16 protein-coding genes, 1 tRNA gene, 1 other RNA gene and 1 other annotated feature are annotated in these 15,169 nt (G+C 37.3%); of the genes, 4 read left to right on the forward strand and 14 right to left on the reverse strand.

Going from position 1 to position 15,169, the window contains the following annotated elements; translation table 11 throughout:
- Positions 1–229: 229 nt before the first annotated feature.
- From BM211_RS24315 to tadA, 7 genes are all read right to left on the reverse strand, one after another.
- Positions 230–499 carry a pro-sigmaK processing inhibitor BofA family protein gene (locus tag BM211_RS24315; RefSeq protein ID WP_035434567.1) on the reverse strand — a complete coding sequence of 90 codons (270 nt, stop codon included), beginning with the start codon at positions 497–499 and terminating at the stop codon, positions 230–232.
- Positions 500–673: 174 nt separating this feature from the next.
- Positions 674–895: a YaaL family protein gene (locus BM211_RS24320; RefSeq protein ID WP_035434569.1), complete on the reverse strand. Its 222-nt coding sequence runs from the start codon at positions 893–895 to the stop codon at positions 674–676.
- Positions 896–910: 15 nt separating this feature from the next.
- Positions 911–1,507 (reverse strand): recombination protein RecR, encoded by a 597-nt coding sequence (recR, locus tag BM211_RS24325; protein ID WP_035434571.1) that lies wholly within the window; start codon positions 1,505–1,507, stop codon positions 911–913.
- A 14-nt stretch (positions 1,508–1,521) separates the two neighbouring features.
- Positions 1,522–1,848: a YbaB/EbfC family nucleoid-associated protein gene (locus BM211_RS24330; protein ID WP_035434574.1), complete on the reverse strand. Its 327-nt coding sequence runs from the start codon at positions 1,846–1,848 to the stop codon at positions 1,522–1,524.
- Between the two features lie 70 nt (positions 1,849–1,918).
- Positions 1,919–3,604, reverse strand: coding sequence for a DNA polymerase III subunit gamma/tau (gene dnaX, locus BM211_RS24335; protein WP_035434577.1), 1,686 nt, complete (start codon positions 3,602–3,604; stop codon positions 1,919–1,921).
- A gap of 269 nt (positions 3,605–3,873) precedes the next feature.
- Positions 3,874–4,138: signal recognition particle sRNA large type (gene ffs, locus BM211_RS24340), an RNA gene on the reverse strand.
- 77 nt (positions 4,139–4,215) lie between these two features.
- On the reverse strand, positions 4,216–4,713 hold the full coding sequence (tadA, locus tag BM211_RS24345) for a tRNA adenosine(34) deaminase TadA (RefSeq protein ID WP_091000032.1): 498 nt from the start codon (positions 4,711–4,713) through the stop codon (positions 4,216–4,218).
- A 73-nt stretch (positions 4,714–4,786) separates the two neighbouring features.
- Here tadA and BM211_RS24350 point away from each other — a divergent pair, with 73 nt between their 5' ends.
- From BM211_RS24350 to BM211_RS24360, 3 genes are all read left to right on the forward strand, one after another.
- Positions 4,787–5,323, forward strand: coding sequence for a cysteine hydrolase family protein (locus BM211_RS24350; RefSeq protein ID WP_091000034.1), 537 nt, complete (start codon positions 4,787–4,789; stop codon positions 5,321–5,323).
- A gap of 165 nt (positions 5,324–5,488) precedes the next feature.
- Positions 5,489–6,127 carry a deoxynucleoside kinase gene (locus tag BM211_RS24355; protein WP_035434583.1) on the forward strand — a complete coding sequence of 213 codons (639 nt, stop codon included), beginning with the start codon at positions 5,489–5,491 and terminating at the stop codon, positions 6,125–6,127.
- Entirely contained in the window at positions 6,127–6,795 is a 669-nt protein-coding gene (locus BM211_RS24360; RefSeq protein WP_035434584.1) for a deoxynucleoside kinase, read from the forward strand. Before BM211_RS24355 ends, BM211_RS24360 begins: the two co-directional genes overlap by 1 nt.
- A 36-nt stretch (positions 6,796–6,831) precedes the next feature.
- Here BM211_RS24360 and BM211_RS24365 read toward each other — a convergent pair whose 3' ends face one another.
- The 7 genes from BM211_RS24365 to guaB all read right to left on the reverse strand — a co-directional run bounded on the left by BM211_RS24365 (position 6,832) and on the right by guaB (position 13,948).
- Positions 6,832–7,206: a sigma factor-like helix-turn-helix DNA-binding protein gene (locus tag BM211_RS24365; protein ID WP_035434586.1), complete on the reverse strand. Its 375-nt coding sequence runs from the start codon at positions 7,204–7,206 to the stop codon at positions 6,832–6,834.
- Between the two features lie 171 nt (positions 7,207–7,377).
- A tRNA-Ser gene (locus tag BM211_RS24370) sits at positions 7,378–7,470 on the reverse strand.
- 187 nt (positions 7,471–7,657) lie between these two features.
- Positions 7,658–8,932, reverse strand: a complete 1,275-nt coding sequence (gene serS / locus BM211_RS24375; protein WP_035434587.1) for a serine--tRNA ligase — start codon at positions 8,930–8,932, stop codon at positions 7,658–7,660.
- 50 nt (positions 8,933–8,982) lie between these two features.
- Positions 8,983–9,204 (reverse strand) — a binding site (T-box leader).
- A gap of 54 nt (positions 9,205–9,258) precedes the next feature.
- Positions 9,259–9,849, reverse strand: a complete 591-nt coding sequence (gene pdxT / locus BM211_RS24380) for a pyridoxal 5'-phosphate synthase glutaminase subunit PdxT (protein ID WP_091000036.1) — start codon at positions 9,847–9,849, stop codon at positions 9,259–9,261.
- A gap of 17 nt (positions 9,850–9,866) precedes the next feature.
- Positions 9,867–10,754, reverse strand: coding sequence for a pyridoxal 5'-phosphate synthase lyase subunit PdxS (gene pdxS / locus BM211_RS24385; RefSeq protein ID WP_035434589.1), 888 nt, complete (start codon positions 10,752–10,754; stop codon positions 9,867–9,869).
- A 306-nt stretch (positions 10,755–11,060) separates the two neighbouring features.
- Positions 11,061–12,380 (reverse strand): D-alanyl-D-alanine carboxypeptidase family protein, encoded by a 1,320-nt coding sequence (locus BM211_RS24390; protein WP_091000038.1) that lies wholly within the window; start codon positions 12,378–12,380, stop codon positions 11,061–11,063.
- Between the two features lie 104 nt (positions 12,381–12,484).
- On the reverse strand, positions 12,485–13,948 hold the full coding sequence (gene guaB / locus BM211_RS24395; RefSeq protein WP_035434592.1) for an IMP dehydrogenase: 1,464 nt from the start codon (positions 13,946–13,948) through the stop codon (positions 12,485–12,487).
- 116 nt (positions 13,949–14,064) lie between these two features.
- Here guaB and BM211_RS24400 point away from each other — a divergent pair, with 116 nt between their 5' ends.
- Positions 14,065–15,033 carry a YaaC family protein gene (locus tag BM211_RS24400; protein WP_091000040.1) on the forward strand — a complete coding sequence of 323 codons (969 nt, stop codon included), beginning with the start codon at positions 14,065–14,067 and terminating at the stop codon, positions 15,031–15,033.
- The last annotated feature ends 136 nt before the right edge of the window (positions 15,034–15,169 follow it).

A 15,169-nucleotide genomic window follows, 5' to 3' on the forward strand; every position in this document is an offset into this window, starting at 1 on the left:
GTTTGTCTAGCATCATAAATAAAAATTGACGTTTCACGTTGTTTGTTTCGTTTAGTTTTCAAAGTTCAATATCGCGTTTCAGCGACTTCTATAAGATATCACATTTAACTATCACCGTCAACTTGTTTTTTCTTTCGTTGTTGACGACGCTTATTAATTTACCACATTAACAGTTTGAACGTCAACACATTTTCAAAAAAAATTACCAAGCTCGAAAACAAAAATTTTTCTAGCTTGGTAAAATGTATAATTTAATAACTATAAGCGCACCGATACCCGGCAAACCTAAAAAACCCGAAACAAATGTAGTGCCAGCATTAATAGGAAGATGAAAATTAAATTGTGTCCCTACTATATTTACAGCAAACAATAACAAAGCTCCTACTACAATTTTGACAACTAATCTTCCTACAAAACGAAACGGCTTTGTAGGAGCACCGACAATTAACAAAAGAAATATTAACGTTAATATACCACCAATAATCAAATTACGTTCCATGCGGTCCTCTCCCTTACAACTTGTACACTATATTTGTATGGGGAAAAGAAAAAAAAAAGACCGTTAAAATTCTCCTTAAAAATAAAAAGTCGAACTGAAAAACTATTTCCCGTTCGACTTTCCTTTTATTTCGTATTAACTGACAGTAAGACACCCACCGATGAAAGTTTCCCTTTATAATTGCTCCATTTTCACAGGACGTCTTTTCGCTTCCTTCAATAAATAGAAGTACTTTGCTTCCGCCAGTTTCAAATGACACAATACATCTTCTGAAGGTTCAATACTTTGTTCTACAATTCTCTTCTGACGCATCCATTCTATCTTCACTTGCTCTAACAGCGCAATTAACTTTTCATCATATTCCTTGCGCAACTTCCCTTTTTTTTGAAAAAACATCATTATTTCTCCTACTTATAATTCTCTGCGGCCTTCTAACGCCTTCGATAGCGTTACTTCATCCGCATATTCTAAGTCACCACCAACTGGCAGCCCGTGTGCAATACGAGTCACTTTAATTCCCGTTGGCTTTAACAGACGAGAAATATACATTGCTGTTGCTTCCCCTTCAATGTTGGGGTTTGTTGCCAAAATAACTTCTTGTACCGTTTCATCGTGTAGTCGTTTTAACAGCTGAGGAATATTAATATCTTCTGGACCCACTCCCTCCATCGGAGAAATGGCACCATTCAATACATGATATACTCCCTGATATTCTTTCATCTTCTCCATTGCAATCACATCTTTTGGCTCTTGCACAACACAAACAACCGATTGATCACGATGAGAATCATCACAAATATAACAAGGATCTCGATCTGTTATATGACCACAAACTGAACAATATGTTAAGTTTCGCTTTGCATTTACAAGTGACTTCGCAAAATCTAATACGTCATCTTCTTTCATATCCAATACGAAAAAAGCTAAACGAGCCGCTGTTTTCGGCCCAATACCTGGCAATTTCATAAAACTATCAATTAACTTCGAGATTGGTTCTGGATAGTGCATCTATGACCAACCTCCTAGAACATACCGCCTGGTAAATTCATTCCTTTTGTAAATTGTCCCATTGTAGCATTCGATAGTTCTTCCGCTTTCTTTAATGCATCATTTGTCGCAGCTAATACAAGATCTTGTAACATTTCAATATCTTCTGGATCTACAACTTCTTCTTTAATTTTCACTTCTAGAACTTGTTTATGGCCGTTTGCAATAACTGTTACCATACCACCGCCAGCTGTTCCTTCAACTGTTTTTTCACCAAGTTCCTCTTGTGCTTTCGCCATTTGTTTTTGCATTTTTTGCATTTGTTTCATCATGTTATTCATATTTCCCATTCCACGCATCATAATAGCTCCTCCTAGTTTTCACTTAATGGATGTTTACATTTTAGAAAGAAAACTCCATTTAAGGCATACTTTATTCTTTTATTTCAATTAATTGCTCTCCAACTATTTTTACGGCCTCTTCTACAAGGGGGTCTTTCGGTTTTTCTGCTTCTTCTGAAGAACCACCTTCATTTTGCAAGAACCCCTCCCGAATTTTTCCCCATTCACTTTTAGGAATTGCAATCATTTGCAAATTCTTCCCAAACAGTTCAAAGAGAATTTGCTCTACCGTATCTGTTGCTTCTCGATTTTCACTCGCCATTTTACAATGAATTTCATACTTAAAAGCAAGAACATATGAAGTAGTAGATGCCGCTACTGGCTCACTGTTTTCTAACAAAACAGCATAAGCAACCTTATTATAATTTTTCAATCGCTCTAACAGTTCACCCCATGCGCTTTTCAACTGCTCTAAATCTTTACGAGTTGCTTGCTTTAACACTTCATGAACACGACCAACTGGTATTTTCATACTACCAGAACGGCTTGGCTTCGGTGTAGCCTTTGTTTCCCTTACCTCTTGTTGCATTGAAACTGGTACACCATGCTGTTTCATCTTCTCTAATTCTTGTTCTAACTGCTGCATTCTTTGTAAAACAACTTGCAAGCGATCCGCCCCGTTTACTTTCATCGCAAACTGCTGACACAATTGCACCATAACCACTTCTAGAAAAATACGAGGATGATTTGTCCATTTCATTTCTTGTTGACTTTTACTGAGCGTATGAATAATTTCATAAATCATTTCAGGCTGCATATCCTGACTTAACTTCTGAAACGAATCATCAACAATCACTCTTTCCAACATATCCTCTAGCTGCGGTGAGGTTTGATACAAAAGCATATCTCGGTAATAGTAAATGAAGTCTTCCATGAATCGAAGCGGGTCTTTCCCTTGATTCATAATATCATCAACAATACGTAACGCTTTTGATACATCATTTTCATATATACTCTCTACAAGGTTCGATAAATAGCGCTGTGAAACGGAACCTGTGACCGCTAATACATCCTCTACCGTTACCACTTCATCACTATAAGAAATCGCTTGATCAATTAAACTTAATGCATCACGCATACCGCCTTCTGCGGCGCGTGCTACAATTTGAAGCGCTTCCTCATCCACCTTTGTTCCTTCGTTGTTCACGACAGTTGTTAATCGTTCTACAATATCTTGTACTGATATTTTTCGGAACTCAAAACGCTGACAACGCGAAAGAATTGTCGGTGGAATTTTATGCGGTTCTGTCGTTGCCAAAATGAAGATAACATGTTGCGGAGGTTCTTCTAATGTTTTTAATAGCGCATTAAACGCACCCATCGAAAGCATGTGAACTTCATCAATAATATATACTTTATAGCGAACTTCGCTTGGAGCATATTTTACTTTATCTCTTATATCTCGAATTTCATCTACACCGTTATTCGAAGCCGCGTCAATTTCTAATACATCTGAAATAGCACCTTGTGTAATTCCTAAGCAAGCAGGACATTGATTACAAGGTTCAGCTGTAGGAGCTTGCTCACAGTTGATTGCTTTTGCAAATACTTTCGCAATTGTTGTTTTCCCTGTTCCTCTTGGGCCAGAGAATACATAAGCATGTGACGCTTTCTCTTGAAGAAGGGCATTTTGCAACGTTTTCGTTACGTGCTTTTGACCAACCACATCTCCAAATTTCTGCGGTCTCCATGTTCGGTATAACGCCTGGTATGACACGAAAATACGGCCTCCCCTAAAGGTTATTCTCTTGTTTATCCTGCTATTCGTAAACAGCAATCTCACCAACTCAAACAAAAAGTTGGGTGGGATATACTGCCCGTAAAAGCCTGATTTGTCCAAGCAATAATCAATGGGGGATAAAAATCCCCCATTGATTATTGTTTCACTTCATTATAACCTATTCTGATTCTAGATTCCAAAAGTTATTTTCCATACAAAAAACTCATCCTATTCATATAGGATGAGTTTATATGCATATATAACTGCCGTGCACCTTCTGTCGATTACGTACCATAAGCGTTACTTAAGCAGTTAGCTCGGTTCAGGCACTCCTGCGGCACACGAGAAGACCCGCTTATTGCTGCTTCCTTCCGGACCTGACAAGGTTCACGGGGTCCCGTTGCGCAGGACCCAAACGTCAACACCACTTACTTAAGGCAGACCCTACAGTAACATAACCTCGAGAAGGGATTCGGCCTCGCTAGAGCGGATTGCGAGTACAGGGCACCGCTACCTCCCCGCTTAGCACGGCAAAGTTAAAACCATATTTAGTTGCCTTATTTAAAGGCAATCTCAGTATAACTTGTTTCAAAAAAAATTGCAACGTGTCAGCAAAGAGTATTTTTATCCAACTCTTCCTTCTCTTTCTTCCTCTTTTTACGTAGTTCTCGAAAAAAATTTGTTAATAAACTTCCGCACTCTTCTTCTAATACACCGGCCACAACTTCAGATTGATGATTAAACCGTTCCTCTGTCAATAAATTCATTAATGTACCAGCACATCCACCTTTTGGGTCTACCGCACCATATACAACACGTTTTACACGTGATAATACAATGGCACCAGCACACATTGGGCACGGCTCTAATGTGACATATAACGTTGCATTTTCTAAACGCCAAGTCCCTAATTTTTTGCAAGCATCATCAATTGCTAATAATTCAGCATGAGCGACTGATCGTTGTTCTGTTTCACGTAAGTTATGCGCACGACTTATTACTTCACCATCCACAACAACAACCGCACCAATTGGTACTTCTTGTATTTCTTCAGCCTTTTTTGCCTCTTCTATCGCAAGTTTCATAAAATAAATATCTTGTTCCATAACAAAATCCTTTCATCGCAAATAACTTTTCTATATTCAATCCATTCTAAAGAGAAAGGAAGGGAGATTACATATGAAAAATACCGCACTTCTTATTATCGACATGATTAATGACTTCCACTTTTCACACGGACCTATCTTAGCACGAAAATGCAAAAAGATTACAGAATCGATTTTACAACTTAAACAAAAAATGAAAAATTCCGGCTGTCCCATTATTTACGTAAATGATCATTACCATTTATGGAGAGCTGATATTACTGAACTCATCACCCATTGCACAAATGAATACAGTCAAGACATTATAAAAAAGATTGCACCTGCAAATGATGATTATATTTTTATTAAACCACATTATTCCGCTTTTTATGAAACACCCCTAAATTCATTATTAGGTCATTTAAAAATAGAAAATCTTATCCTAACAGGAGTGGCTGGAAATATATGCATCCTTTTCACCGCAAATGATGCTCATATGAGAAATTATCAATTATATGTACCTGAAGATTGTATTGCCTCCAATTGCGATCAAGATAACAAACATGCCTTGCGTATTATGCAAACCACTTTAAAGGCAAACACTTCTTCATCATTTCATTTACAACTGTAATAACGTAAAGCCTCTCTCAACCTTGAGATGAGGGCGCATTGCGAGCTCATCTCAATTTTTAACTTTTTATGACAAACTAACCCTTTCTCACTCCTCTTATGCTACAATAGTTCTGTTTTGTGCTTTTTATTCGTTTCAAATTATACTTTGAGAGGAGGCAACAGCGTGACTGGAGTACCATTTATTACAGTTGAAGGACCCATTGGCGTCGGAAAAACTTCACTCGCGAAAGCGATATCGGCTCACATGCAACTCCATTTATTAAAAGAAATCGTTGATGAAAATCCTTTTTTAGGAAAATTTTATGAGGATATCGAAGAATGGGCTTTTCAATTAGAAATGTTTTTCTTATGCAACCGATATAAGCAATTAGAAGACATTGATACAAAATATTTAAAAGAGCATCTACCTGTTGTAGCAGATTACCATATATTCAAAAACTTAATTTTTGCATCTCAAACATTACATGGTGCCCAATATGAGAAATACATGCAAATTTATCGTATCTTAACACAAGATATGCCAGTTCCCAATGTCATCGTGTATATAACAGCAAGTTTAGAAACACTGCAAAAACGAATCGCACTGCGTGGACGTGAATTCGAAAAAAATATAGATCCTAATTATTTATTGCAACTCATTAAAGATTACGAATTAGCAATGGAAACGTTCAAAAAAGATCATCCAGACATCCCTGTATTAAAATTTAATGGAGATAACATGGATTTTGTAAAAAATGAATCGGACTTAAATGTAATCTTATCAGCATTACAAAATACACTGACAAAGGAGATTAACCAGTAATGAATTTGAGACAAAAATATGATATTCCAAATGATGCTGTTATTACAATTGCCGGAACAGTCGGTGTTGGAAAATCTACAATGACAAATGCCCTAGCAAATGCACTTGGTTACCGTACATCATTTGAAAAAGTAGACTCTAATCCATATTTAGATAAATTTTACGGAGACTTCACACGTTGGAGCTTCCACTTACAGGTTTACTTCTTAGCAGAACGCTTTAAGGAACAAAAAAAGATTTTCGAATATGGCGGAGGATTTATTCAAGACCGTTCTATTTATGAAGACACGGGAATTTTCGCCAAGATGCATTATGAAAAAGGAACAATGACCGCTACAGATTACGAAACATATAAAAGCTTATTTGATGCAATGGTTATGACACCCTACTTCCCACATCCTAATTTACTGATTTACTTAGAAGGATCATTTGAAGATATCATTGATCGTATCAAAGAACGCGGAAGACCAATGGAACAACAAACACCAATTGAATATTGGAAAGAAATGCATGAACGCTACGAAAATTGGGTTAATAACTTTAACGCTTGTCCTGTATTGCGTCTTAATATTAATGAATATGATATTTTACAAAACGAAAACTCAATTGAACCTATCATTAAGAAAATTGGTCATTTCTTACAACAAACGCGTAAACTTGTAAAATAAAAAACCCGTGCAATCGCACGGGTTTTTCCTATGAACTTAGTTTTTCTTTTTTGTTGGAGCAATAATTTCGCTCTCTGGTTTTCCTGCATTAATACGCTGACGTACAGTGCTCACACTAATACTATATGTTTCAGCAATTTCTTTTACCGTCATTTCTTTCCCGTTAATAACGGCTGTAATTACTTTACGTTTTGAATCTGCTTTTTTCTCAACTTGTTTTGGCGTTTCTACTTTCTTCACTTCTTCTTTCACATCACAGATGCAACCACAAAGTTTACGAAAAGTTTCATCACTTACAATACGAGATACGTTTGCAGCACTGTTTAAAATTTTATTTTTCTTGCAAACGGGGCATTGTACATAATATAGTGTTTTTCCGTCAAGCGGAAACGTTTGTATAATAATATCCATGGCCATGGTAGCTCCTTTCATATCTATGAAGATAATCCTCGGAATATGAGTGTTCCTATAAGAGATTCATTCTCCTATACGCTACTTCCTGATTGGTTAAAATAAAAACTCGTTACGTGTTGGTAACGAGTTCTCCAATCTCCACTTATATGCGCTGTTGTCAATTATATATGGCGGAGGAAGAGGGATTCGAACCCCCGCGCGGCTTACACCGCCTGTCGGTTTTCAAGACCGATCCCTTCAGCCGGACTTGGGTATTCCTCCGTGTTGATTATGACATGGAATATAATATCAAAAGAAAAACAGTTCGTCAACCCTACTATAATAGATAATATAAAAAGGAAAGAGATTTTGTCTCTTTCCTTTTTCATAAAACATATTCTACTCTACTAAATAGTTAAAGATATTGTTATCCTAAAATAACACTAGGTGTATATTTATAAAAATGAATTTATTTAATTACTGTTTTTCCTCCCATATAAGGACGAAGAACCTCTGGAATAATAATAGAACCATCTTCTTGTTGGTAATTCTCTAAAAGAGCAGCTACCGTACGGCCAATTGCAAGCCCAGATCCGTTTAATGTATGAACAGGCTCTGGCTTCGCTTTTGTGTCACGACGGAAACGGATATTTGCACGGCGTGCTTGGAATGCTTCAAAGTTACTGCAAGAAGAAATTTCACGATATGTGCCGTAGCTAGGAATCCATACTTCAATATCATATTTCTTCGCTGCTGTAAATCCTAAATCCCCTGTACACATGCTCATCACACGGTATGGAAGACCTAATAACTGTAATACGCGCTCTGCGTCATTTGTTAATTTTTCTAATTCCTCATAAGAATCTTCAGGTTTTACAAATTTCACAAGCTCTACTTTATTAAATTGATGCTGACGAATTAAACCACGTGTATCACGACCAGCAGATCCTGCTTCAGAACGGAAACATGCACTAAACGCTGCATAACGAATTGGCAATTGCTCACCATTTAAAATTTCATCACGATGCAAGTTTGTTACAGGTACTTCAGCTGTAGGAATTAAGAAATAATCTTCACTCTCAATACGAAACGCATCTTCTTCAAACTTTGGAAGTTGCCCTGTTCCAATCATACTTGTACGATTTACGATATACGGAGGTAAAATTTCTTCATAGCCATGTTCCTCTGTATGAAGATCAAGCATGAAGTTAAATAAAGCACGTTCTAACTTTGCACCTGCTCCTTTATAGAATACAAAGCGGCTACCTGTTACTTTCCCAGCACGTTCAAAGTCGAGCATTCCTAAATCTGTTGCAAGATCCCAATGCGGCTTTGGTTCGAACGTAAATTCTGGAACATCTCCCCACGCACGAACTTGCACATTATCATCTTCCGTTTCGCCAATTGGTGTAGATTCATGTGGAATATTTGGAATAGATAACATTAATTTCTCAAGATCTTCTTCAACTGTACGAAGCTCATTATCAAGGTCTTTAACTTTATCGCTTACTTCACGCATTTCTAAGATAAGCGCCTCTGCATCTTTCTTTTCGCGTTTTAATACAGAAATTTGTTGAGATACTTCATTACGTTTGCTTTTTAGCTCTTCCGTTTGTACAAGTAACTCTCTTCTTTTTATATCTAATTCTTCGAAACGCCCAAAGTCTGTTAAGTCTTCGCCCCTATGTTGTAGTTTCGCTTTTACTTCTTCAAAGTTTGTACGCAAAATTTTAATATCAAGCATGCTATTTCCTCCTTTATTTTTACAAAAATAAAAAACTCCCGTCCCTATAACAAAGGGACGGGAGTTAACCCGCGTTGCCACCCTAATTGAAAGCATAATTGCTTTCCTCTCAAGTAGAGATAACGGCTCTTTACCGGAAATGCTTACTAGTCAACAGACTGTTCCACACTTCACTCCAGGATGGATTCACAAGTCGCTTCTATCGGTTTTCACCAACCACCGACTCTCTATAAGAAACGTCTCTTGCTACTACTTCCTATCAACACATTTATCATATAAAATAGTTACCATCAATTTACTATAATCTTACACAAGTTTCAAGTCAATTATACAGCTTTTTTCATTTTCGCTTCCTTTACCATCTCTACAAAGTAAGCTGTGACACGATGATCATCTGTTAATTCTGGATGGAAAGACGCTGCTAATAAGTGATTTTGACGAACCGCGACCATACGATCTTCATATGTGCATAATACTTCGATATGATCTTCTACATCCACAACATAAGGCGCACGAATAAATACGCCAACAAAGTCTTCGCCTACTCCTTCCATCGAAAGAGCAGCCTCAAAGCTATCTTTTTGGCGGCCAAACGCATTACGTTCAACTGTAATATCCATTACACCAATATGTGGTTCCTCATATCCAACAAGGTTCTTTGCAAGTAAGATCATACCTGCACATGTACCAAACATCGGTTTTCCTGCTTTAGCAAATTCACGAAGAGGTTCCATGAAACTATATTTATCAATAAGACGGCGCATTGTTGTACTTTCACCGCCCGGTAAAATAAGGCCATCTACTTCCTCTAATTGCTCTGTACGCTTCACAATCACTGCTTGTGCACCAGTTGCTTCTATTGCACGTACATGTTCACGAACCGCTCCTTGAAGTCCTAATACACCGATTGTAACCATTTCAAAAACTCCTTTAATTACCAACCGCGCTCTTGCATGCGTTGTTCTGGTAATAATGTTGAAATTTCAACACCTTTCATTGCATTACCTAGTCCTTTAGAAAGGCGAGCAATTAATTCATAATCTTCATAATGCGTTGTTGCTTCAACAATCGCACGTGCAAATTTCTCTGGGTTTTCTGATTTGAAAATACCAGAACCTACGAATACGCCATCTGCACCTAGTTGCATCATTAATGCAGCATCTGCTGGTGTTGCAACACCGCCTGCTGCAAAGTTTACAACTGGTAAACGACCAAGGCGCTTAATTTCAAGTAATACTTCATAAGGAGCACCAGTATTCTTTGCATATGTCATTAATTCATCTTCACGTAGATTCGCAACTTGACGAATTTCTGCGTTTACTTGACGCATATGGCGTACAGCCTCTACGATATTCCCTGTTCCAGGTTCACCTTTCGTACGAAGCATTGATGCACCTTCAGCAATACGACGTGCTGCTTCACCAATATCACGGCATCCACATACAAATGGGACAGTGTAATCACGTTTATTTAAATGGTATACTTCATCAGCTGGAGTTAATACTTCACTCTCGTCGATATAGTCTACCCCTAACGATTCAAGTACACGCGCTTCCACAAGATGACCAATACGGCATTTTGCCATAACTGGAATTGATACAGCACCCATTACTTCTTCTACAATTGTTGGATCTGCCATACGCGAAACGCCGCCTGCTGCACGAATATCAGCTGGAACACGTTCTAATGCCATAACAGCAACTGCACCTGCTGCTTCTGCAATTTTTGCTTGCTCAGCGTTGACTACGTCCATAATGACGCCGCCTTTTTGCATTTCTGCCATTCCACGTTTTACGCGCTCTGTTCCTGTTACATTTAACATGTACAAAAAACCCCCCTAGGTGAATTGCTTTTTCCTCGCTCAAGGCGAAAATTAAGAATACTCTTACATTCTACCATTATCTATTGGAGATTTGTCTACTATTTTTTTCAATAAAGTGAAACTTCCATCGGTAAGGATTTCCCCCTCCCAAATGACGGAAAGCCCGCTTAACCTAGCGCATACCAGCAATTACTCTCCACCGATCTTTTGGGCTTCTCTCTAAATCTTGAGTGGGAACAACCGTCCGCGAATGCCTAGGATTAAGTCGGTGCGAAAAATAGAAAAAAACCCCCTTATCGGGAGCTTTTAGAACCAACCTTTTATAGTATCAACTGTACCATTCCATATACCGCTAAAAAAAGAACCAATGCTTCGCATAGAAAGAACAAACCAATTCGCCTTTTCTACTTCTTGTTTTGTTACAAGATCTACTTGCATGGATTTACCAGTTAAAAATCCTACATCATTAGCATCTTTTGCTGATACATTCATATAACCAAGTGTTGTACCTTTTTTAATTGGTGCTTCTTTTTCTTTACTTACTGCTTTAAAATCTGCTTTATAAATAGTCTGACTACCCTTTGGCATTGGAAGTACAATTTCTTCCTTCGTCTGCACTGATACCTCTGTATCTTTTGCTTTATTTACATGAACCGTTTCATGACCTTTTACTTGAGAACCTTTTGGATATATTGTTTTCATTTGGAAATTTGTAAAACCATAATCAAATAGTTTCTTCGTTTCATCAAAACGTGCTGTCTCAGAACTTGTTTTAATAACAACAGAAATTAAACGCATACCATTACGCTCTGCTGTACCTGTAAAGCAATAACCAGCTTCATCCGTATGACCTGTCTTTAAGCCATCTACGCCTTCATAGCCCTTAACTAACCCTTTTAACATCCAATTCCAGTTCGCCATATCAATTGGATATTTTCCACCTTTTTGGAATGTCTTTTTTGGGATTTTTGCTGTATCAAGAACCTTCGGATAATCTTGAAGTAAATGTTGTGCTAATAAAGCACAGTCTTTAGCAGACATTTTATTTTCTTCATCTGGACCTGTACCTTCAGGTTGTTTTCCTTTTAAGTCCTTATTAATTAATCCTGTAGAATTCACAAATTTATAATTTTGTAATCCTAGTTCCTTTGCCTTATCATTCATCATTTTAGCAAAATTGCCTTCTGAGCCACCGATTAATTCAGCCAAAGCAATTGTTGCACCATTAGCAGAATAAATTGCCATTGCCTCATATAATTCTTTTACGGTATATGTACCACCGTTTTCTAAAGGAACATTTGATAAAGAACGATCTTGTGAAATTATATGAGCATACTCAGAAATCTTAACTTTTTGATCCCACTTAACTTTACCTTTTGCTACCGCTTCATGAACTAAGTATTCACTCATCATTTTTGTCATACTAGCAATTGCTAGTTGTTCATCTGGATTTTTTTGATATAAAATCTTTCCAGAGTTCGCTTCCACTAAAATTGCCGCACCTGCTTCAACATTCAACGCAGAATTTGTTTCTGCAAACGCGCTGCTGTACGTAAAAAACATACTGCAGAATAGTGTAAGTGCCGTTACAATCACAATCATTTGCTTACGGAACATACCTGTCACTGTTGTTACCCCCAATATATTTGTACTCACATAAACGTTATTCTAACACAATCAAAAAAAAATAGACAGAGATACTAAATCTCTGCCTATTTTTATATGAGACATTATAATGAATAGTTTGGCGCTTCTTTTGTAATTTGGATATCATGCGGATGGCTTTCACGTAATCCAGCACCCGACATGCGAATAAACTGTGCATTTTCACGCAAGAATGTTAAATCAGCTGCACCGCAATATCCCATACCTGCACGTAATCCACCAACTAATTGGTGTACTGTATCTGCTAAAGGACCTTTATATGGAACACGGCCTTCAATTCCTTCTGGAACAAGTTTTTTGTTTCCTTCTTGGAAGTAACGATCTTTACTTCCTTTTTCCATTGCTCCAACAGAACCCATGCCGCGGTACACTTTAAATTGACGTCCTTGATAAATTTCTGTTTCCCCTGGACTTTCTGCTACACCAGCAAAAATGCTACCAAGCATAACAACGTGTGCACCAGCTGCTAATGCTTTTACAATATCACCAGAATATTTAATGCCTCCATCAGCAATGACTGGAATACCGTGTTTACGAGCTTCCGTTGCACAATCATACACTGCTGTTAATTGAGGGACACCAACACCAGCTACAACGCGTGTTGTACAAATAGAACCCGGTCCAATACCTACTTTAACAATATTTGCACCTGCTTCAATTAATTCGCGAGTTGCTTCCGCTGTCGCAACGTTACCAGCAATAATATTTAGGTTTGGATACTTTTCACGAACTTCTCTTACTTTGTCTAATACACCTTTTGAATGTCCATGTGCAGTATCTAGAACAATTACATCTACGTTTGCTTTTACTAACGCATCGATACGCTGCATTGCATCAGCTGTTACGCCAACAGCTGCACCAACTAATAAACGACCTTGTTTATCTTTTGCAGAGTTTGGAAACTCGATTACTTTTTCAATGTCTTTAATTGTAATAAGACCTTGTAATACACCGTTGTCATCAACAAGAGGGAGTTTTTCAATTTTATGTTGTTGTAGAATTTTTTCAGCATCTTCTAATGTTGTACCAACTGGAGCTGTAATTAATTGTTCTTTCGTCATTACATCAGAAATCAGAATAGAATAATCTTGGATAAAACGCATATCACGATTTGTAATAATACCGACAAGCTTTTGCTCTTCAGTATTATTTACAATTGGAACACCTGAAATACGGTATTTCCCCATTAAATGTTCTGCATCATACACTTGATGTTCCGGAGTTAAAAAGAAAGGATCTGTAATAACGCCGCTTTCAGAACGTTTTACTTTGTCTACTTGTTCAGCTTGTTGTTCAATAGACATATTTTTATGGACAATACCAAGTCCACCTTGACGAGCCATTGCGATTGCCATATCAGCTTCTGTTACCGTATCCATACCCGCACTAATTAAAGGGATATTTAATTGTAATGTTTCAGATAAAACCGTTTTTACACTTACTTCTCGTGGTAATACTTCTGACTTAGCTGGCACAAGTAATACATCATCAAACGTTAAACCTTCTTTAACAAATTTAGATTCCCACATAAATGATTCCCCCCATGATACCTGAAATTATTATTAGTAGCTTAACAATTGGTTAAAATACTGTCAAGAAAGACTTTATATGTTAGAATTTTCTAAAAAATTAAAGGAGAGTATATATGCAGCATTCCACAATCATTTGGCAGAAATTAAGCTTCTTTCTTTCGTCTACTCACACGCAACATTATCTTACCCATTGCTACAAAAAATTAGGTAATACAAATACTGAGAAAAAAAGCTTTGAAAATTGTTATTCCTTTATTTATCACTTAGAACACGGGAAAAACTATTACCAATTATGTAATACAGCTCCAATTTCTATTAAGCCGGTATTACTGTTTTATGGAATGAGTCAACTTCTAAAAGCTTGTTTGCTTACAGTGGATCCCAATTATCCAGAATCCACTTCTGTATTAGCACATGGGGTTACAACAAGGAAGAGAAAAAAACAGAGTTATCAATTTCTAGATGACGAAGTGAAAATTCAAAAACACGGACTATTCACTCACGTTGCGGAACAAATGTTTCACATGAAACATTTAGAAGGAGAAAAATATACAATGGAAGGGTTGATGCAGCGGATCGCTGAATTAGCGGATTTATTCCGACAGAGCAAAAGAAAGAATAACCTATTTCAGTTAAAAGAAGTGACGGAAAATATCGTTACTTTTCCAACTCATATTTTAGATACTTTTCATATGACAGAAGAACGGTTTATACGATATATGGAAGGAATCGGGAAGCACCTTAACGTTCAATATACAAACTTTAAAGAAAGTGATTCACATTTGTATTTCTCAGCTTCTATAAAAGAATGGAACCCATTATACAGCTCTCCCCTTACATATAATCACTATACAAATACTTATTATTTACCTGCTAATAGTGAAACGGTTCCTGCTCTCCCTGAATTACTTATACACTATCTTTTGCTATATAACCTAAGTATGATTTCCCGCTATGAAACGGACTGGTGGTACGATTTACTTGGGAGTTATGCTTCTGAAGATTATCCGTTTATCTTTCAATTTCTAGCTATTACAGCCGAAAAAGTGCCGTACTATATTTATTTATATCTAATGAGTTAACATCCTGTGATTTCTTAGGAAATAAAAAAAGACGAGTCCACTGACTCGTCTTTCGTTTGCCTGGCAACGTCCTACTCTCACAGGGACAAAGTCCCAACTACCATCGGCGCTAGAGAGCTTAACTTCCGTGTTCGGT

It is taken from the genome of Bacillus sp. 491mf (assembly GCF_900112415.1).
GTDB lineage: Bacteria > Bacillota > Bacilli > Bacillales > Bacillaceae_G > Bacillus_A.

What these genes read in the sequence shown, in the direction of transcription:
- BM211_RS24315 (WP_035434567.1), bottom strand. Translation starts at nt 499, where the DNA reads ATGGAACGTAATTTGATTATTGGTGGTATATTAACGTTAATATTTCTT.
- BM211_RS24320 (WP_035434569.1), bottom strand. Translation starts at nt 895, where the DNA reads ATGTTTTTTCAAAAAAAAGGGAAGTTGCGCAAGGAATATGATGAAAAG.
- recR (WP_035434571.1), bottom strand. Translation starts at nt 1,507, where the DNA reads ATGCACTATCCAGAACCAATCTCGAAGTTAATTGATAGTTTTATGAAA.
- BM211_RS24330 (WP_035434574.1), bottom strand. Translation starts at nt 1,848, where the DNA reads ATGATGCGTGGAATGGGAAATATGAATAACATGATGAAACAAATGCAA.
- tadA (WP_091000032.1), bottom strand. Translation starts at nt 4,713, where the DNA reads ATGGAACAAGATATTTATTTTATGAAACTTGCGATAGAAGAGGCAAAA.
- BM211_RS24350 (WP_091000034.1), top strand. Translation starts at nt 4,787, where the DNA reads ATGAAAAATACCGCACTTCTTATTATCGACATGATTAATGACTTCCAC.
- BM211_RS24360 (WP_035434584.1), top strand. Translation starts at nt 6,127, where the DNA reads ATGAATTTGAGACAAAAATATGATATTCCAAATGATGCTGTTATTACA.
- BM211_RS24365 (WP_035434586.1), bottom strand. Translation starts at nt 7,206, where the DNA reads ATGGATATTATTATACAAACGTTTCCGCTTGACGGAAAAACACTATAT.
- serS (WP_035434587.1), bottom strand. Translation starts at nt 8,932, where the DNA reads ATGCTTGATATTAAAATTTTGCGTACAAACTTTGAAGAAGTAAAAGCG.
- pdxT (WP_091000036.1), bottom strand. Translation starts at nt 9,849, where the DNA reads ATGGTTACAATCGGTGTATTAGGACTTCAAGGAGCGGTTCGTGAACAT.
- pdxS (WP_035434589.1), bottom strand. Translation starts at nt 10,754, where the DNA reads ATGTTAAATGTAACAGGAACAGAGCGCGTAAAACGTGGAATGGCAGAA.
- guaB (WP_035434592.1), bottom strand. Translation starts at nt 13,948, where the DNA reads ATGTGGGAATCTAAATTTGTTAAAGAAGGTTTAACGTTTGATGATGTA.
- BM211_RS24400 (WP_091000040.1), top strand. Translation starts at nt 14,065, where the DNA reads ATGCAGCATTCCACAATCATTTGGCAGAAATTAAGCTTCTTTCTTTCG.